Genomic DNA, 17,688 nt, shown 5'->3' with positions numbered 1-17,688 from the left:
AGGATGACCGGAGACATAGAATCCCAGCGTTTCTTTCTCGCTGGATAACTTATAAGAGATAGACCAGTCAGGAATATTTTCAAACTGCGGCTCGGCCCGTTTAACCGGGGCTCCTCCCACCGAGAAGAGGTCAACGGCGTTTCCGCTGATTGCCACCTTTTGTCCAAAATCGAGCATCGCTTCAATGGCGACGAATTTTTGCGCCCGGTTTCCGGGAAGCGAATCGCGCGCCCCTGCTGAAATCAGCGACTCCAGAACCCGCTTATTCACCTGTTTCAGATTGACTCGTGTGACAAAATCAGCCATGGAACCAAAGTGTCCGCCGGAACGGCGCGCCTCGATAATGGTCTCCACCGCCGCTTCGCCGACATTCTTTACCGCCAGTAACCCGAAACGGATTTTCTTGTCCCGGACGCTGAATCCTCGCTCCGATTCATTGACATCCGGGGGCAATACGGTAATGCCGAGCCGACGGCACTCTTCCATCAGAACATAGATTCGGTCCGGAGAATCGGTCTCCGAAGTCAAACTTGCCGCCATGAATTCCTGAGGAAAGTATGTCTTCAAGTAGGCGCTGTGATACGCCACCAGCGAGTACCCGGTGGAGTGGGCTTTGTTGAAACCATACCGCGCAAATGTCTCTATCTGGTCAAAGACCGAATGCGCTATCTTGGAATCGATTCCCTGCCTGGCGCAACCGTCGAGAAACTCCCGCTTCTGCTCTGCCATCAGGTCGGCAATCTTTTTCCCCATCGCTTTCCGCAGAATATCGGCTTTCCCCATGGAGTATCCGGCAAGGGAGTTCGCTATCTGAAGCACCTGCTCCTGGAAAACAATAACGCCATAAGTCTCCTTAAGAATTTTCTCCAGTTTGGGATGCTCGAAAGTTACGGGGCTCTTGCCGTTTTTCCGTTCGATATAGGTATTAATCATCCCGGAGTCGAGCGGTCCGGGACGATAAAGCGCATTCATCACCGCCAGGTCGGTCAGGTTCTCCGGTCTGAGGCGGCGCAGATAGTCGCGCATGCCGCTGGACTCAAACTGAAAGATGCCGGTGGTGTCGCCGCGGGAGAACAGTTTATACACTTTCTTGTCATTCAAATCGATTTCATCAAGATTTATATCCTTGCCATGATTCTCCCTGACCATCTGGAGACAATCTTGAATCACTGTCAATGTCCGCAGCCCCAGAAAATCCATTTTGAGAAGCCCAATCTCCTCAATCATGGTCATATCGAACTGGGTGGTGATTTCATCGTGGCTCCCCCGGAAGAGCGGGACATATTCGGTCAGCGGTTTGGGGGCAATCACAACTCCGGCGGCGTGGGTGGAGGCATGTCGCGCCAGCCCTTCCAGCGTGCGGGAGAGGTCAATCAGTTTCTTAATCCGCTGGTCTTTCTCGTAAAGCGCCTTCAAATCGGGATTCTGCACCATCGCTTTGTCCAGCGTCATATCGACCGCAAACGGCACCATCTTGGCGATTTTGTCCACTTCGGAATACGGCATTCCGAGCACCCGCCCGACATCACGAACCACACCGCGCGCCGCCAGGGTGCCAAAAGTAATTATCTGGGCGACATTGCTTTCGCCGTATTTCTGCACTACATATTCGATTATCTTGTCGCGCCCGCGGTCGGCAAAATCGATATCGATATCCGGCATCGATATTCGGTCGGGGTTGAGAAACCGCTCGAATAGAAGCGAGTATTTCATCGGGTCGATATTGGTTATCCCCAGGCAGTAGGAAACCAGTGAGCCGGCGGCTGAGCCGCGCCCGGGACCAACCGGTATATTTTGGGAACGGGCATAATCGATGAAATCTTTTACGATAAGGAAGTAACCGGCATATCCCATCTGCCGGATAACGGAGAGTTCATAATCGAGACGTTTCTGCAGTTCATCAGTCTTTTTGCCGTAACGCTTAACCAGTCCCTCATCACACAGATGAAGCAGGTAAGAATCGGCATCGGCAAACTGGTCCGGGATCGGGAAGTGAGGCAGATGCAATTTCCCCATCTCTATTTCGACATTGCATTCTTCGGCGATACGGATAGTATTCTCCATCGCTTCCGGGAACTCGCCAAAGAGCTGGGTCATTTCATCCGGCGACTTGAAGTAAATCTGGTCGGTATCGTAGCGCATCCGGTCCCGGTCGCTTACGAATTTTCCGGTCTGGATACAGAGAAGGGCATCGTGCGCTTCCCAGTCTTCGCGGCGCAGGTAATGGCAATCGTTGGTCGCCACCAGCGGGATGCCGGTCTCCCGATGAATAGTATATATCATCGGTATCAAAAGTTGCTCCCGGTCGAGCCCATGATTCTGGATTTCGAGGAAGAAATGCCCCTCGCCGAAAATCTCATTCATCTCTCTTGCAGCAGCGGCTGCCCGCTCCGGTTCCCCCTGGAGAAGATTCCAGTTCACTTCGCCCTTCATGCATGCCGACAGGGCTATGAGGCCCTCGGAATGCTGACGGAGAATCTCCTTATCGATGCGGGGACGATGGTAGAATCCTTCCAGAAAACCGGTCGATGAGAGCTTAATTAGATTCTTGTAACCGGTATTGTTGCGGGCGAGAATTACCAGGTGGAAGCCGCCGTCAGGATAGGTGCCGGAGGGCTTCTTATCAAAGCGGCTTCCGGCGGCGACATAAGCTTCGATACCGATAATCGGCTTGATACCGGCTTTGGTCGCCTTCTTATAAAACTCCGCCGCCCCGAAAAGATTGCCATGGTCGGTTATGGCCAGAGCCGGCATTTTGAACTGGCGCGCCAGTTCGATGGCGGCATCGAGCTGACAGGCGCCGTCCAGAAGCGAGTACTGGCTATGTGTATGTAAATGAACAAAATTGGCGAATTTCATAACACCCTTAAATCTCTGTCAAAGCATCCTACTGATTGCGAAGACTCCAATAATTTAACGATTTTTTCAGAATGAGAAAAGTCAGTTTTGAAAATATATTTTTGGCAGACTTGCGATTTTAATTGCAAATCTGGAATCTGTTAGAAGACGAGAACTTGAACTGCCTAACGACACTCAACCGGTTCAGATCGCACCGGTGATACCGTCATAAATAAACACTCCCCCCAGATAAAGTAAAAACAACGCACAGATCCCAATGAGAATCTTATATCCCGTTCCGACAATCAGCCTCCGCCCTTTCCAGATAAGAATGCTCACAAAACTGTACCAGACCAGGTCGGAAAGAATATGCCCGAAATAAAACACGGTCGGACCGACCACCGGACCATGCTTGAGCGACTTGAGCAGGAAGGCGGAGCCGGTGGTCGCCCACCAGACAAACCAGTACGGATTGGAAAGTGAGGTGATGATACCGTCAAAGACCAGTCTGCCGGCATGACGGGCTTCGGCGGTCCCTTCAGATGCTTTCAGCCGGGCTTTGAGAAGGTCATAGAGCATGCCGATTCCCATAAGAATCAGCATCCCCCCGCCGACAATCCCGATACCGCTGGTAATCGCCTTGTTTTCGGCCACAAGTGTGGCGAGTCCGACCGACAGCAGAACCACTACGGCAACTTCCGCGATGGCATGGCCGCCGGTTAGAATCGGTCCGGTGCGGGCTCCTTTGGCCGGGGTCTGGGCGATATCGACTGCCAGAAGCGGGCCAGGCATCATCGCCCCCGAAAACCCGACAATAAAAGAGGTGAAAAAGAGGGTCAGAAGTTCCATGGCGTATAATTTACGAAGAAGATGACCCTGTTTTCAAGTCAGGTTTTTGATACAGCTGAGACTTCACCTATTTGGCGCCCCAATTCATCTTGAAATTGTCACCCAAATCGAAGATGTAGTCTATTGCACCCGTCACCTTGCCCCCCTTAACGGTTATTACCGTTACGCCAGCGTTCTTTCCTTCCCGACCGGTACGATTGGTAAGATATATATCCCAGCGCGCCGAAATGACATTACTGCCGCCCAAAGCAAAAATATTCTTGACGCCGATATCCTTTACGACAAACCTGATTTTGGGAAACTGTTCAAAGAACCCCTTAAACCAGCCTTCCACGGCATTTTTTCCTCTGAAAGTGCCGCTTTGAGGAATCTCCCCCGGGTAAACAAAAGTAGCCTCGTCACTCCAGGCCGACATAAATTTCTCCAGATCATGATTATTGAGCGCCTCAAAGGCGCCGGCAATCGCTTTTCTGGCAATTATTGCACCTATCATAGCATCCTCCCATCTGTGTAAGAATTACAGACTCTTGGTTTTTAGTCTATGGTCAGGGAATTCGCCGGTGTCGATAATAAGGTAAAACTACCTTGCTAAATAGATAAGTCAATAGATTTTGTGAAATAGAAGGCTTACCGCCCGCGGTATATCTGAATCCCGCTTGCGGCAGACTCGAGCGCGGAATTGAGAAAAACGGGCAGATGAGGAGATCTGCCGCGCACAGAAAAAGGCTTCTCAGAAAAGAAGCCTTCTTCAGGTGATTTACGGTTAAACCTATTTCCCCTTAAACTCCGCCTTCCGTTTCTCCAAAAACGCTTTCATCCCTTCCATAGAATCTTCGGTGCCGTAAATCGTGCCGAATCCCATCCTCTCGTATTCAAGGCCGGCCGATAGATTGACATCAAGACCGCGGTTAATACATTCTTTCGCCGTCGCCACCGCAATCGGGGCTTTGGAAATTATCAGGCGCGCCATCTCCATCGCTTTAGTCATCAGTTCCTCGGCCGGATAGACCTCTTCAACCAAACCAATCCGTTTCGCTTCATTGGCGTCAACCATCTCGCCGGTGAAAATCAACTGCTTCGCCTTTCCTCTGCCGACCAGACGCGCCAGTCGCTGGGTGCCGCCGTATCCCGGGATGAGGCCGAGATTGACTTCCGGCTGGCCGAATTTCGCCTTGTCCGATGCCAGCCGAATATCGCAAGCCATCGCCAGTTCGCATCCGCCGCCGAGGGCGAAACCGTTCACCGCCGCAATGACCGGCTTGGGAAAATTCTCAATCGTCTTGGTCAGATAAATCCCCAGCATCGATTTCTTAAGCGCTTTCTTGACATCGCACTGCGCCAGTTCCGCAATATCCGCCCCGGCGACAAACGCCTTGCCGGCGCCGGTAATTATAACGCATCCGAACGATTCATCCATCCAGTGGTGTCGGAAAAACGACTGCAGCTCAGCGACCGTCTCATCGTTGAGGGCATTGAGCGCTTTTTCGCGGTTCATCGTTATCACCGCTACCCCCTCTTCGAATTTAACTACGATGTTCTTATATTCCATCTTTTCTCCCGATTATTTGATATACTCATAAAATCCACGTCCCGTTTTCTTGCCGAGATATCCGGCGTTGACCATTCGTCTCAAGAGCGGCGGCGCGGCGTAACGGCTGTCTTTGAATTCCTCAAAAAAGATATCCGCGATATAAAGAGTCGTATCGAGACCGATGAAATCGGTCAATGTAAGCGGTCCCATCGGATGCCCGCAGCCGAGCATCATACCGTTGTCGATATCTTCGCGCGAGGCCAGCCCGTTTTCATACTGCCGAATGGCATCGAGCAGATACGGAATCAAGAGGACATTGACGATAAAACCCGGCGTATCCTTTGCTTTTACCGGCGATTTGCCGACCGCTCTGGCGAATTCGAAGGCGGTATTGAAAGTCTCCTCCGACGTATCCAGTGTCTTGACCACTTCCACCAGTTTCATCACCGGAACGGGATTGAAAAAATGCAGTCCGACAAATCGGTCGCGCCGTTTGGTGACCGACGCCAGGTCGCCTATCGGCAGTGACGATGTATTTGATGCCAGAATCGTTTCCGCTTTGCAGGTTTTGTCTAGTTCGGCAAAAATCTCTTTTTTCGCCGTCATATTCTCGATAATCGCTTCGATTATCAGGTCGCAATCGGCGAAATCGCGCAGTTCCCCAGTTGTCTTGATATTGCCGAGGATTTTTTCTTTTCCGGCGGCATCAAGTTTCCCTTTTTCAATCGCCTTATCCAGCTGCCTGGTGATGTTTTTGATGCCGCGGCTGATAATCTCATCGCTGGCATCGGTCGCCAGCACCGCAAACCCGGCTTGCGCCGCTACCTGCGCGATACCGCTGCCCATCTGCCCCAGCCCTACTACGCCTACTTTCTTTATCATGGAGGTCTCCCAATTATGAAATGAATATTGATTGACTGTACATTATATTCCGGCTCAATATACGGAAGCCTCGAGATAAGGTCAATACCCCGCTGTTACCTCTTTGCCGATATCATCGTGCGATTTCTCGATTGCCAGAGACTTTCCCCAGTGTTATATTTTGCGACAATAAGTCTCCGCAATTATAGTATAATTGATATCATGTTTCCGAGATTGATTAAGATTCTAATCTATATCATCGCCGGGCTTCTGGTTCTGATATTCGGACTCTACTATACCCGTGAAGCCACCATCCTGGTCAACTTCAAGATTTCCGGAGTGGCAGGAAGCGATGTTGCCGCGGCCGGAGACAGCGCCATAATCTTTCAGAGCATTGACACCAGCGACTTTGTGACGGCGCCGTACCCTTCTTTGGGCGACACCATTCTCACCATCGGCGATTCGGCGGCTCTGCCGGGAATATGGAGCCGTACATTCAACAGAACGGCTCCCCTGGGACGGGAAGTTCCAATATCATTTAAGCACGCCGGCGATACCATCAGCGCAATAATTCGCACTCATGAATCATCGGCTGAGCAGTTTTACAGCATCGGAGCGCTGATTATGCTGCGCTTGCTGATATCGCTATCGTACCTAACGGTAGGTATCTGGGCTTTTTTGAAACGTTCCGATTCCGGCGCGGTCCGCGCCCTGGCGCTTTTCTGCTTTGCCATGGGCAGCTTTACCATTACCGGCGTCCGGATGGAGATGGACGGTTTTGCCTCATTTGATATCCCTTTGCTGTCCGGCATTTTGAGCTATCTTGGAATTTTCGCTATTTTTTTCGGAGCGTTCTGGCTCAATCTCCAGATACTCTTTCCCAGCCCCAGAAGCTTTGTGCAGAAATATTCCGCGGCAACATATGCCACTATTTATGCGCCTTTGAGCTTGCTCCTCATTGTCGCCAATTTTATAGAAAGAAGTCAGCTGGGTTATATAATACTGTCACTGATCGGACTTCAAATAGGGCTCGGCTTCTACTTCCTGGGGAGAAACTATGCCCGCACCAGGGAACCGATGGAAAAGCGGCAGATTCGTCTGGTGCTCTGGGGAACCGGCGCCGGAATGAGCGGGCTTCTGGTTCTCCCGATTCTTGCCCTCTTTGCCGCCGATTGGGTGCGCCAGCAGCCTCAAATAGTTATAATTGGAATTCTCATCGCCATTTTCCTGGTGCTGCTTCTCTCGCCTTTGTCTTTTGCATATGCTTTCGGGAAATATCGCCTGTTGGAGGTGGAAGGCCGAATTCGCCGCGGAACTCGTCATTTCCTGGTAACCTTATTTTTGCTGACCGCCTTTTATGTCTTTATCTATTTTTTCAGCGAGATATTCCTGGAGTTTGCCGGCATCGAAAGCCGCACGCCGGTCCTCTTCGTAGCCCTGGCGCTGGCGGTCGGATTCGCGCCGACCCAGAAGAGACTCTCTTCACTACTCGAAAGATGGATTTTCCCGGAACGGGTGAGACTGCGCGAAATGCTTAACGACTACCTGCGGCAATCACTATCAACCACCGATAAGGATGCCTTCTGGAAGGAACTGGAAAACCGATTCCGTATAGCTCTTAAAGTTGATGCCGTCACTCCGGTTCTGCGTTCGGTCGATGGCGGCAATTTTGTCCATTGGAACGGCGATTTGACTCCTTTCACGGTCGAGAGCCGCTTCATAACTGAAATATCAAAACTGGTGGGGCGTCCGATCTTGCGCGACGAACTGGAAGCGGGACGCTTGACCGAATTCTCTCCCGCCGAAAGAGAGTGGATGGATAGAAACCAGGTGGCGCTGGTGCTTCCGATGGTGCTCCGCTCGGAACTGATCGGTTTCCTGGGAATCGGCCTTAAGTCGGAGAAGAAAGATTTTGAACCGGCCGATATGGAGATTCTCAAATCGCTGGCGTATCAGACAGCGGTGGCGGCAGAGAATATCACGTTGCTCGAAGAAAGCGCCGAGAAGAAACGGCTGGAAGCGGAGATGTCGATTGCCCGACGGGTGCAGGAAGGGATGTTGCCGCAGACGATTCCTGTTCGTCCGGGACTTCTCATCGCGGCCCGCAGCCGTTTCTGCACCGAGGTCGCCGGCGATTATTATGACGTTATCGAACATGATGCGGCGCGCACGGTGCTGGCGATTGGCGATGTTTCCGGTAAGGGGGCGGGAGCGGCATTGCTGATGTCCAATGTGCAGGCGTCGCTGCGGACCGCGGTCGGGGTCGCCACTGATTATGGAGATACCGGCAGCAATATCAGCCTGGCGGAAATCGTCGCCAAAATCAATCGCTTGATACACCGCAATTCCCAGCCGGAGCAATTTATTACTTTCTTCGTAGCCCTTTTTGACCCACAGACAAAGACTCTCAAATATGTCAACGCCGGACACAATCCCCCGCTGGTGGCGCGTCGAGGGCAAAAATGTGAGGAATTGCTATCCGGCGGCATCCTGCTGGGCGCGGTGCCGGAGATGGTCTATGAGGAGGCGGTCGTGAACCTGTACAGTGGTGATATACTTTTCATGTACACGGACGGTCTGAGTGAATCGACTAATGCCGGCGATGAAATGTTTGGCGAAGAACGAATCAAGAAATTCCTCTGTGCAAATATTGAACAGCCGCCGGAGCGTTTGCTGCAGCTGTTGGAAGAGGAAGTGGCTCGATTTGCCGGCAATAAACCGCTCGCTGATGATTTTACCCTGCTGGCGGCTAAAGTACAGTAACGCTGTTTGCGGGCAAGCAGGTATCGTGGGGTGACCCCTTTTCATTCATTTAACCGCTGAAAACAGCCGATAATAGTACATATAATTCAATCCCGGTCAATCTTTAATCCTGCGGAGGTACTATGACACCGGAATTTAATGACAGCAGCAATACGGAAAATAGGATTGCCGTCAGAAGCAATTGGGATACGCGCTTTAAGGCCTTGAGAACAATGTCCATTATCATTACCATTGTCGCCGTGATAACGGGAGTTGCTTTCGCATTCGGAACGGTTTCTCTTCTGACCTCGCAGCTTCTGACTTTTTACGGCTCACTGGGTGTGCTCTGGGTGCTCTTTATGGCTCTCACCGGCGCCATAACAGTGCTGTTTCTTCTGGCATTCGCCGAGGCGATAAAAGTCTTCCTGGCGATAGAAGAAAATACCCGCTGGACCTCGGAATGGGTGCGCAAAAGCATCAGCCACCGCTCCGAGACGACAACTCCGGTAGCGCGGTAAGCAGTCCACAGATTCTAATTGACGGCAGATGATTGCCGACCGTCAAAAATCGATAAGGTCAGGTTCTCCTGGAATCTGACCTTTGATTTTTATTCAGGGCTTTCGGTCATTCGGCGCAGGTCGAGCGCATTATCCAGAGCAGCCTTATCGGCCACTTTCTGTTCCATTGCCAGTTCCCGCACGGTGCGATTTTCTTTGAATGCCTGTTGCGCCAGCTTGGCGGCGTGATGATACCCAATTATCGGATTAAGGGCGGTCGCCAGCGCTGTGCTCTTCTCGGCATACTGGCGGCAGATTTCCTCATTCGCTTTCAGCCCTTTGATGCAGTTGTCGGCTAAGGCATTCATGCCGCCGGCAAGGATTTGAATCTCCTGAATCAGATTGTAGGCAATCACCGGCATCATGACGTTGAGCTCCAGCTGTCCCCCCTGCGCGGCATGGACGATGCAGGCATCATTGCCCATGGCGTGGGAGCAGATCATATTGAGCATTTCCGCCATCACCGGATTGACTTTCCCCGGCATAATCGATGAACCGGGCTGCACGGCCGGAAGCTGAAGTTCATTAAAGCCGGTGAGGGGACCGGAACCGAGGAGACGAATGTCATCGGCAACCTTTTTCAGACTGGTTATCAGCGACCGCAGGGCGCCGGCGTAGAAAACCACGGCGTCGAAGCTCTGCATCGCTTTGAACATATTAGCGGCGCTGCGGAAATCGTGCCCGCTCTTCTCATTGATATACCTGATGACATATTTCTTATACCCTTTGGGGGCATTCAGACCGGTGCCGACCGCCGTGCCGCCGATAACCAGCTCCTTGAGCCCATCGAGGGCATATTCGATTCGTTTCCGATCGTTGGCTATCATCGCCGCATATCCGGAGAATTCCTGCCCAAGTCGAATCGGGACGGCATCCTGGAGATGAGTCCGCCCGCACTTGATAATATGGTCGAACTCCTTTGCTTTCAGTTCAAGAGAGCCCTGCAGATTTTCGATTGCCGGAAAAAGCTTGCCGCAGGTCTCGCCGACGGCGGCAATATGAATCGCGACATGTATAGTGTCATTGGTCGATTGCGCCATATTGACATGGTCGTTAGGATGCACCAGTTTATACTCACCCCGTTTGCCTCCCAGTATTTCGGTGGCGCGGTTGGCGATGACCTCATTGGCATTCATATTCTGCGAGGTTCCCGCCCCGGCCTGGAAGACATCCACCACAAATTGCTCATTCAGCTTACCGGAGATTACTTCCTCCGAAGCGGCGACAATGGCGGCGCCGATTTTCTTATCCAGGGCGCCGGCTTCCATATTCGCCTTCGCCGCGGCATACTTGATTATCCCCTGCGCCCGGACAAATTCCGGCTGCAGTCGCACCCCGCTTATCGGAAAGTTCCGTACGGCCCGTTGAGTCTGCGCTCCGTAATAGGCTTCAGCGGGAACTTTGACCTCACCCAAAGTATCTGTTTCTATTCGAAAGTCCGACATCGACGCCTCCGTCTATATTATTGATATTCTCAAACAAGATAATTACGAAGAGTATTGCCGGTTAGTAGTGAAGTCAAGCCCAAATTTTGAAGTGAAGCGCCCGCCTGCAAGGTTGAATCCGAAATGGTGCCGCCGGAGATAGGGCTAAATACCATAAATAGACTGAGGCGATGCATGATTTTAGTTGACAGGAAAAGCCCTGGGGCTTACTATGATATTATCAACCCACTGATATAATCAGTGTCACAGTCCCCGGCGCTCCGGGGCAAGCCTAAACCGTTCTTCAGGAGGAACCATCATGGCGAAAAAGATGAAGAAAGCGGTCAAGAAGGTGCGCTGCGTGGCGAAGACGCGCGACGGCAAACAGTGCAAGCGGCTGGTTTCACCGCCGGCAAAGTACTGTTATCTTCACAAGTAAGAGGGGAGAGTTTCCGCATTAAGGCGGCTTAATGCCGCCTTTTTTTCTGCCGGCGGACTACAGGTGATTGAGAATTTCGGAGGGGATTTTATCCAGCGATTCGATTTTGACTATCCCGCCCAGCTTAATCGCTTCCTTGGGCATGCCGAACACCACCGATGAGGCTTCATCCTGAGCGATAGTAAAGGCGCCGTTCTGTTTCATCTCCAGAATACCTTCGGCGCCATCTGCCCCCATGCCGGTCAGAATCACGCCGATAGCATTGCCACCCGCATATTTGGCGACCGATTTGAAAAGGACTTCCACCGACGGACGGTGGCGGTTTACCAGCGGTCCCCGGGCAATCCGGACAAAATAATTGGCGCCTGACCGGGCCAGCATCATATGAAAATTCCCCGGCGCTATCAGGGCCCGTCCGGTTATAACGGAATCGCCGTCCGAAGCCTCTTTTACCTCCATGGCGCAGGTTTCATTCAGCCGCTCGGCAAAGGAGCGGGTGAAGTTTTCCGGCATATGCTGCACTATCAGTATTCCCGGAGAGTTCGCCGGCAATGACGAAAGTATCGCTTGCAGCGCCTGGGTTCCGCCGGTGGAGGCGCCAATGGCGACAACTTTGCTGGTAGTCTTGGTCAAATAGAGCCGGGTTGTTTCGCTATCGCTGTTCGACATCTGTTTTGCCAGGTTGACATGCGATGCCGCCTTGATTTTCTCTATCAATTCCACCGACATATCCCCTACCGTGTAGGCGCTTCCCGGTTTGCAAATCACATCGACAGCTCCAGCCGCTATCGCCTCCAATGCCAGAGCTCCTCCCTGCTGAGTAAGGGACGAAACCACCACTGTCGGAATCGGGTAATATTTCATTAACCGCCGCAAGAAGGTAATTCCGTCCATCCGCGGCATTTCAATGTCAAGCGTTAGAACATCCGGCTTGAGACTGACAATTTTGTCGCGGGCGATATACGGGTCGGGCGCTGTGCCCACCACTTCAATCTCCGGATCGCGGGACAGCTCCGCAGAGAATATTTTCCGCACAACCGCGGAATCATCAACTACCAGTACCTTTATTGACATAATGCCCTGACATTATCATGAAAGTGGCAATAACAGGATAAGTATCGATTCGGAAGCAGGCGTAATCTCTGTCTTCAAGGGCGGCAAAAAATTCCTCCTGCGCCGGCTCTTTACAGACAGGGGCGGAAAGATTAAAGAGCGCCCCGTCGCCGAAAAGACGTGTCAGCATCTGCCCCGTTATAATATTGAGCATCTCCTTAGCTGCGTCAGCGCATTTATCCCGGTTGATTTCGTCAGCTTTCTCTTCGCCCAGAATATTGGCTGATAGTTCGTGGCAGAGTTCAACGGGAACCACCAGCGACATTTCTCCCTCACGGTCCCCGCTGAAACGGAGGGTAACAAGGACCACTTCGAACTCATCAAAGGTGAATCCATCTTCCAGACCAGCCGGCTCCGGAAACATAAAAGCGGTCTGCTCCATAACGGCGCTGATAACTTCCCGAAGCGCCTCGGTATATTCAGGATTTTTCATCGGTGACTCCCATTATTTTATCAATTATCCCGCCAATAGTCTCCGGGGTGAATGGCTTTCGAATATATTCTTTGACCCCTTTTTTCTTCAAGTCCTCAATCCGGGCGCTGCTGCCGTCGGTCGATATCACCACCACCGGGATTTCCTTCAGAAGCGGGTCCCGGGACATGACATTGATAAGCTCCACGCCGGACATTACCGGCATATTGATATCCGACAAAACCAGGTCGACCCAGTTGTTTTGCAGGATGACCAGCGCCTCGCGGCCGTCCGCGGCTTCATGAATCTGCCCGATATCCCGCTTCGTCATTTTCAATATCTTCACCAGAACGGCGCGGATGGTCGAGGAATCATCCACGATCAGAATATTGTAAGCCATTATTTCATCACCTCCCGGACGTTTGTCGCCGGCAACGTCTCGCGGAACATATTTTCGATATCTTCCAGACTGAGCAAAGTTTGACTTATGGCGAGCTCCAGCAGATTACTGCTCAGATTCAATCTGGTGACCGCCTTATCGCTCAGACGGTATTGCAGGTCATCCCGTCCCAGACCTATCCCTTCCATCAAACAGGTGGCATCGGCGATATGCACGACATCAATCGCCGGCTCATTTTGAGAGTATAGATCGGGATTATGGTGCCACCTGATGCAGTCAATGATGAGCGTCGGGAAATGCCAGGATTCAGCAAGCATCGCCCCTATCTCGGTATGCGAGACGCCCAGAATCTCCTCCTCGGCAAGCTCGAAGGAGATATTTTTCTCGCTGATAATTCGCTGTATATCTTTGAAGCAATCGGCTACAAATTCTCCCATGACAATCTTGCCCATATCGTGGAGCAGGGCGGCGGTGTAGATAAGGCCGCTGTCGCGAATTTTGAGGAGAGTGCTTAGCGACTCCGCCATCAGAGCGGTCGCCAGGGAATGGCGCCAGAGTTCTTCGCCGCTCATGTCGTAACCGGCGGCGGGACGATTAAGATTAGAATAGATGAGCGATGATACGGCGATCTGGAATATCCACTTAGTGCCGAGACGGAAAGTCGCCTCGGAGAGGGAATTTGCCGGACGGCGGAATCCCAGGTAAGAGGAATTGGCGGCTTTGAGCACGTTGGCGGTGAGAGCCGGGTCAATCTGAATGATTCGGGCTATTTCCGCGGCGGCATTCTCCGGGTCGTTGAGAGCCTTGAGTAGTCTATGCGTCATTACCGGCAGAGTCGGAAAAGAGGATATCCTTGACACAATAAGCTCTTTCTTATTCATAATTCCGCCTCCCCATTGACCGACTTGACGGTTACTTTTCCTGTTTCCAGTTCGAAGCGCAGGGTTCTGGAGATGACACCGCCGACGTCGCTGCCTTTTATCAGGATATTATTTTTCCAGAGAATCTTTCTCAATATCAAGAAGTTTCTTTCGCCGATATTAAAGAACTTATTCTGGTCCATCAGCTGGGCGCCGCCGGCGACTTTCACTATCAGGCGCTCCTTGGCGGCTCCGCAGGCAAGCATCTCGCGAAAGAGCTCCGGCACGCCGGTATCGGCAAACATTCCCGGCTTGCCGGCCGCTTTTTCCGGAGAAATTTGAGATAACGGAAGCATATAATGTATCATCCCCCCGACCCGCGTAACCGGGTCGTACGCCGCTACCCCGATGCATGACCCCAGAGAATAGGTAATTAGAATATCGTCGGGGCTGCATGATATCTTGATTTCCGAGATGCCGACAACCTGAAGCCCCATTATTATTCCTTTATATAAATTGACGGCTTAAGGCATTTGAGCCCTTTTGCCATTCCAGTTATGCTTTCAGCATGCCCGACAATCAGGTAACCTCCGGACCGGAGTATCCGGCAGAATTCATCCACCATTCTGCCCCGTATCTTCCGGTCAAAGTATATCATTACATTGCGGCAGAATATCATATCGAGAGGGCCCTGTATCGGATACGGAAAAGAGGCGAGATTAAACTGCCTGAAAACTACCATCTGTCGCAGTTTTTCCCCCACGGCATAGCCGGAATTGCCGTTTGTCCCCTGCCTGACAAAGTACTTTCGTCGCAGGTTCTCCGGCACCGGAGCGATTCTTTCCTCGGAGTAACAGCCGTGCAGTGACTGGCGGATAACCTTGGTGGAAATATCAGTAGCCAAAATTTTGGCATCAACCGGGCGATTTTCAATAATCTCCGCCAGTTCGATTGACATCGTGTACGGTTCTTCGCCGGTGGAAGAGGCCGCCGACCAGAAGCGCAGTTGCCGGGCGCCCTTTTCTATCCAGCCGGTCACAACCAGGTTCAGAAAATCAAAATGCGCCGGTTCCCGGTAGAAGCTGGTGACATTGGTTGAAATGGCATCCAGCATCAGCTGGATTTCGACACCGCTCTCGTCACCGATAACATGGTCAAGATAATGGCTGTAGTCGCTGATTTTGAGCGCCCGCATCCGCTTGGCAATGCGCGCCCGCACCAGAGCCAGTTTATTGTCACCGAGACAGATGCCGGATTTGTCATATACGATTTTTCTGATCAGTTCAAATGTCGCCGTCTTCATAGCCTCGTCCGTCGATTTTCTGGCGGCAGCCGTTTCCGGTCGCCTGATTCATCCTTTTTGAGCCGGAAGGAATTTTTCCAGCTTGCCTTGAATATCCTTGGGATTGAAGGGTTTTATCAGGTAATCGTTGGCTCCGGATTTAATTGCCTCCATCACTTTTTCTTTCTCCGCTTCAGTTGTCACCATAACCACCGGAACGGTGACTCTGTCGGAGCGAAGTTTCTTCACCGCTTCGATGCCGGTCATAGTCGGCATATTCCAATCCATCAGCACCAGCCCGATATCGCTCGGCTTGACCAGCATCTCCACCGCCTCCTGCCCGTTTGAGGCCTCCACGATGTCATTCACGCCGAGCTTTTTAAGGGCGCCCATGATTATCTTGCGCATTATTTGGGAATCATCCACGACTAACACTTGCATGAGTTGCCTCCTCCTTTGATGCCACTTCCGCCTTGAAGCATACCGAAACGGCAAAATCGCCCAGTTCGCTCTTGAACGGAACGGTCAGCCAGACTGTATTGCTGAGATTGTTCAACTTATAGATACTCCCCCGGACAACCGTGGGAAGACTTAGGGAGATGGAATGCCCGGCAAATTTGACTTTGGCGTTACCGGCAATGATATTGACCAGTTCCCCGACGCCATCGATTATCGAGGTATCGACACTGCGCAGTTCGGCGCCAATCATCTTGCCCACCACCGCCAGGGCGGTGCTGACCGGAAGTTTCAAAGCGACTATTCCCTGGGCGGTACCGGACAAGCCAATCACCCCGATAATGTCGGGCTGGTGACTTTCCTCGGGAACACAGGTCGGCGCTCCCGACTCCAGACGGCAATCCAGCATATGCTCAAAAGTTTCTGTCACCGACAGGATAAAAGGATTGATATTTTCTGCTTTCATAGGCTCCTCATGAGTTGATTGCGACTTCGGATGTCAAAGTCAGTGCCCCCGTTATTTTGTCCTGATAAGCGGCGAGGGGACCAAGAAGCGGCTGCTCCACCGCCATCTGGGCGTCAAGCACCCGCAGAGTCACGCCGGGATAGACCATATTCAGAATTGTAATGCGCGCCTCTTTCCCGGCATACATCTCGCGCCGCAAGGCTTTCGCTTTATCTTCCAGTTTCGTTATTTCCGCGTCGGCCTCGCCGATGTAATATTCCATTTCCATCAGGCTCTCTTTCTGCGCGGCGTTCAAACCGCTTATTGAAGCCTTGAGTTTCTTATAGACCGGCGTCAGTTTCTTGACTTTTTCCTTTAGTTTCATCACTTCATCCGCAATTGCCCGCAGCCGGTCCAGAATGTCATAATTGACACCGGCGATTATGGAGGTGGCGACATTACCGCGCGAGCCAACTTCCCCGGCCGTCACTCCCCGCGCCGCTATAATTTCACCGCCGACAATCCGCCCCTCGCTGCAGTTGACTTCTCCGGCCGACCGGAGACGAGACTGGAAAATCTCCTTCTTGACATTGATTGAACCGATGCTGTCAATTACGGCATTGATGATATATTTTGCCGCAGTCTCCCCGTTGACCTGAATTCTTTTTTGGGGATTTTCGTTTATCCCCTCGGCAACGACCAGGCTCCCGCCGCATCGAATCTCCCCGGCATAGATAATGCCTTTGACCTCGATATCGCCGGTGGCATCAACTACAAATTCCGACTCGACATTGCCGCCAATGGTTACCAGGCCGTTATGCTTGATATTGCCGGTTTCGTTCCCGACATCGCCGGCGATACGAAGCACGGTATCGACATCAAGCGTTCGCCCCACCAGTTTCACTTTCCCGGAGCAGAGCGCTCGATACCCTTGCAGACTTTCATCCCAGGCGACATTGACGCCCGCGCGCAGCTCCGCCTCTCTGGGGCGAGGAGCCTTTATCGCTTTTCCGAAGACATCAACTCCATCTTTCCCCGAAACCGGCTTAAACACTTTTACCAGCAACTGGTCTTTGGTGACAGCGGGACGTTCCGCCTTCTGATGGAAATCTATCCGTTTGGTTATTGGGTCGATGAAATAGCCGGGCGTGAAGAATTCTTCGGTCCACTCGAGGATGCCATCAACCGGCAGTACCGGCGGGTCTCCGGTAACGACAGGGAGCTGATGTATTTCGATACCGCTGGCGAGCGCCGTTTTCTGCGCCTCCTGGAAAATATCAGCCTGGAAAGGAAGCGCAATACAGAGCTCCGTCAGTCCTTTCTGTATCTCCTCCTGCAAAGACGGGCGCGTTAAGGCGTCACGAGAGCAGGTCAATAGAACCCGCAAACGGTCATCCGCAACGTTAAGCCTGAAACCGTCACCGTTGAATTCCAGAATCTGCTCGGTCATGTCATTCACTCTTATTACCGGGGCGCCAT

At 52.1% G+C, this 17,688-nt stretch carries 17 protein-coding genes; 2 read left to right on the top strand and 15 right to left on the bottom strand.

The features are described 5' to 3' along the window. The 5 genes from AB1690_06250 to AB1690_06230 form a co-directional block, all read right to left on the bottom strand. The coding region (locus tag AB1690_06250; protein MEW6014906.1) for a DNA polymerase III subunit alpha at positions 1 to 2,859 on the bottom strand (2,859 nt) is incomplete at its 3' end. A gap of 183 nt (positions 2,860 to 3,042) precedes the next feature. Then, a complete protein-coding gene (locus AB1690_06245; GenBank protein ID MEW6014905.1) occupies positions 3,043 to 3,687 on the bottom strand; it encodes a LysE family transporter in 645 nt (214 codons plus the stop codon). 67 nt (positions 3,688 to 3,754) lie between these two features. Then, positions 3,755 to 4,180 (bottom strand): nuclear transport factor 2 family protein, encoded by a 426-nt coding sequence (locus AB1690_06240; protein ID MEW6014904.1) that lies wholly within the window; start codon positions 4,178 to 4,180, stop codon positions 3,755 to 3,757. Between the two features lie 276 nt (positions 4,181 to 4,456). Beyond that, complete coding sequence (locus AB1690_06235; protein ID MEW6014903.1) at positions 4,457 to 5,236, bottom strand: enoyl-CoA hydratase-related protein; 780 nt, start codon at positions 5,234 to 5,236, stop codon at positions 4,457 to 4,459. 12 nt (positions 5,237 to 5,248) lie between these two features. Further along, positions 5,249 to 6,100 carry a 3-hydroxybutyryl-CoA dehydrogenase gene (locus tag AB1690_06230; GenBank protein ID MEW6014902.1) on the bottom strand — a complete coding sequence of 284 codons (852 nt, stop codon included), beginning with the start codon at positions 6,098 to 6,100 and terminating at the stop codon, positions 5,249 to 5,251. 201 nt (positions 6,101 to 6,301) lie between these two features. Here AB1690_06230 and AB1690_06225 point away from each other — a divergent pair, with 201 nt between their 5' ends. Next, complete coding sequence (locus AB1690_06225; protein ID MEW6014901.1) at positions 6,302 to 8,842, top strand: SpoIIE family protein phosphatase; 2,541 nt, start codon at positions 6,302 to 6,304, stop codon at positions 8,840 to 8,842. 122 nt (positions 8,843 to 8,964) lie between these two features. Next, positions 8,965 to 9,339, top strand: coding sequence for a hypothetical protein (locus tag AB1690_06220; GenBank protein MEW6014900.1), 375 nt, complete (start codon positions 8,965 to 8,967; stop codon positions 9,337 to 9,339). 89 nt (positions 9,340 to 9,428) lie between these two features. On the opposite strand, the gene AB1690_06215 is transcribed toward AB1690_06220, so the two are convergent. From AB1690_06215 to AB1690_06170, 10 genes are all read right to left on the bottom strand, one after another. Beyond that, on the bottom strand, positions 9,429 to 10,823 hold the full coding sequence (locus AB1690_06215; protein ID MEW6014899.1) for a class II fumarate hydratase: 1,395 nt from the start codon (positions 10,821 to 10,823) through the stop codon (positions 9,429 to 9,431). Between the two features lie 475 nt (positions 10,824 to 11,298). Further along, complete coding sequence (locus AB1690_06210) at positions 11,299 to 12,315, bottom strand: chemotaxis response regulator protein-glutamate methylesterase (GenBank protein ID MEW6014898.1); 1,017 nt, start codon at positions 12,313 to 12,315, stop codon at positions 11,299 to 11,301. Beyond that, a complete protein-coding gene (locus AB1690_06205) occupies positions 12,290 to 12,787 on the bottom strand; it encodes a chemotaxis protein CheX (protein ID MEW6014897.1) in 498 nt (165 codons plus the stop codon). The genes AB1690_06210 and AB1690_06205 overlap by 26 nt, the downstream gene beginning before the upstream one ends. Next, positions 12,774 to 13,166, bottom strand: a complete 393-nt coding sequence (locus tag AB1690_06200; GenBank protein MEW6014896.1) for a response regulator — start codon at positions 13,164 to 13,166, stop codon at positions 12,774 to 12,776. Before AB1690_06200 ends, AB1690_06205 begins: the two co-directional genes overlap by 14 nt. Beyond that, entirely contained in the window at positions 13,166 to 14,047 is an 882-nt protein-coding gene (locus tag AB1690_06195; GenBank protein ID MEW6014895.1) for an HDOD domain-containing protein, read from the bottom strand. The genes AB1690_06200 and AB1690_06195 overlap by 1 nt, the downstream gene beginning before the upstream one ends. Further along, positions 14,044 to 14,523, bottom strand: a complete 480-nt coding sequence (locus tag AB1690_06190) for a chemotaxis protein CheD (protein ID MEW6014894.1) — start codon at positions 14,521 to 14,523, stop codon at positions 14,044 to 14,046. Before AB1690_06190 ends, AB1690_06195 begins: the two co-directional genes overlap by 4 nt. A 2-nt stretch (positions 14,524 to 14,525) precedes the next feature. After that, positions 14,526 to 15,329: a protein-glutamate O-methyltransferase CheR gene (locus AB1690_06185; GenBank protein MEW6014893.1), complete on the bottom strand. Its 804-nt coding sequence runs from the start codon at positions 15,327 to 15,329 to the stop codon at positions 14,526 to 14,528. 48 nt (positions 15,330 to 15,377) lie between these two features. After that, on the bottom strand, positions 15,378 to 15,749 hold the full coding sequence (locus tag AB1690_06180) for a response regulator (protein ID MEW6014892.1): 372 nt from the start codon (positions 15,747 to 15,749) through the stop codon (positions 15,378 to 15,380). Beyond that, the gene (locus AB1690_06175) at positions 15,727 to 16,230 is read right to left on the bottom strand and encodes a chemotaxis protein CheX (GenBank protein ID MEW6014891.1); all 504 of its coding nucleotides are present in this window, start codon (positions 16,228 to 16,230) and stop codon (positions 15,727 to 15,729) included. The genes AB1690_06180 and AB1690_06175 overlap by 23 nt, the downstream gene beginning before the upstream one ends. Before the next feature lie 7 nt (positions 16,231 to 16,237). After that, the gene (locus AB1690_06170) at positions 16,238 to 17,659 is read right to left on the bottom strand and encodes a FapA family protein (protein MEW6014890.1); all 1,422 of its coding nucleotides are present in this window, start codon (positions 17,657 to 17,659) and stop codon (positions 16,238 to 16,240) included. Between the last annotated feature and the right edge of the window lie 29 nt (positions 17,660 to 17,688).

The organism is Candidatus Zixiibacteriota bacterium (assembly GCA_040753495.1).
Lineage (GTDB): Bacteria > Zixibacteria > MSB-5A5 > GN15 > PGXB01 > DYGG01.
The sequence above is the reverse complement of the archived record's forward strand: the minus strand, read 5'-3'. Positions and strand labels throughout refer to the sequence as shown.

Excerpts from the sequence above, each read along its gene's own strand:
- AB1690_06235 (MEW6014903.1), bottom strand. The coding sequence starts at position 5,236 with ATGGAATATAAGAACATCGTAGTTAAATTCGAAGAGGGGGTAGCGGTG.
- AB1690_06215 (MEW6014899.1), bottom strand. The coding sequence starts at position 10,823 with ATGTCGGACTTTCGAATAGAAACAGATACTTTGGGTGAGGTCAAAGTT.
- AB1690_06175 (MEW6014891.1), bottom strand. The coding sequence starts at position 16,230 with ATGAAAGCAGAAAATATCAATCCTTTTATCCTGTCGGTGACAGAAACT.
- AB1690_06240 (MEW6014904.1), bottom strand. The coding sequence starts at position 4,180 with ATGATAGGTGCAATAATTGCCAGAAAAGCGATTGCCGGCGCCTTTGAG.
- AB1690_06220 (MEW6014900.1), top strand. The coding sequence starts at position 8,965 with ATGACACCGGAATTTAATGACAGCAGCAATACGGAAAATAGGATTGCC.
- AB1690_06230 (MEW6014902.1), bottom strand. The coding sequence starts at position 6,100 with ATGATAAAGAAAGTAGGCGTAGTAGGGCTGGGGCAGATGGGCAGCGGT.
- AB1690_06205 (MEW6014897.1), bottom strand. The coding sequence starts at position 12,787 with ATGAAAAATCCTGAATATACCGAGGCGCTTCGGGAAGTTATCAGCGCC.
- AB1690_06180 (MEW6014892.1), bottom strand. The coding sequence starts at position 15,749 with ATGCAAGTGTTAGTCGTGGATGATTCCCAAATAATGCGCAAGATAATC.
- AB1690_06185 (MEW6014893.1), bottom strand. The coding sequence starts at position 15,329 with ATGAAGACGGCGACATTTGAACTGATCAGAAAAATCGTATATGACAAA.
- AB1690_06170 (MEW6014890.1), bottom strand. The coding sequence starts at position 17,659 with ATGACCGAGCAGATTCTGGAATTCAACGGTGACGGTTTCAGGCTTAAC.
- AB1690_06225 (MEW6014901.1), top strand. The coding sequence starts at position 6,302 with ATGTTTCCGAGATTGATTAAGATTCTAATCTATATCATCGCCGGGCTT.
- AB1690_06210 (MEW6014898.1), bottom strand. The coding sequence starts at position 12,315 with ATGTCAATAAAGGTACTGGTAGTTGATGATTCCGCGGTTGTGCGGAAA.
- AB1690_06200 (MEW6014896.1), bottom strand. The coding sequence starts at position 13,166 with ATGGCTTACAATATTCTGATCGTGGATGATTCCTCGACCATCCGCGCC.
- AB1690_06190 (MEW6014894.1), bottom strand. The coding sequence starts at position 14,523 with ATGGGGCTTCAGGTTGTCGGCATCTCGGAAATCAAGATATCATGCAGC.
- AB1690_06245 (MEW6014905.1), bottom strand. The coding sequence starts at position 3,687 with ATGGAACTTCTGACCCTCTTTTTCACCTCTTTTATTGTCGGGTTTTCG.
- AB1690_06195 (MEW6014895.1), bottom strand. The coding sequence starts at position 14,047 with ATGAATAAGAAAGAGCTTATTGTGTCAAGGATATCCTCTTTTCCGACT.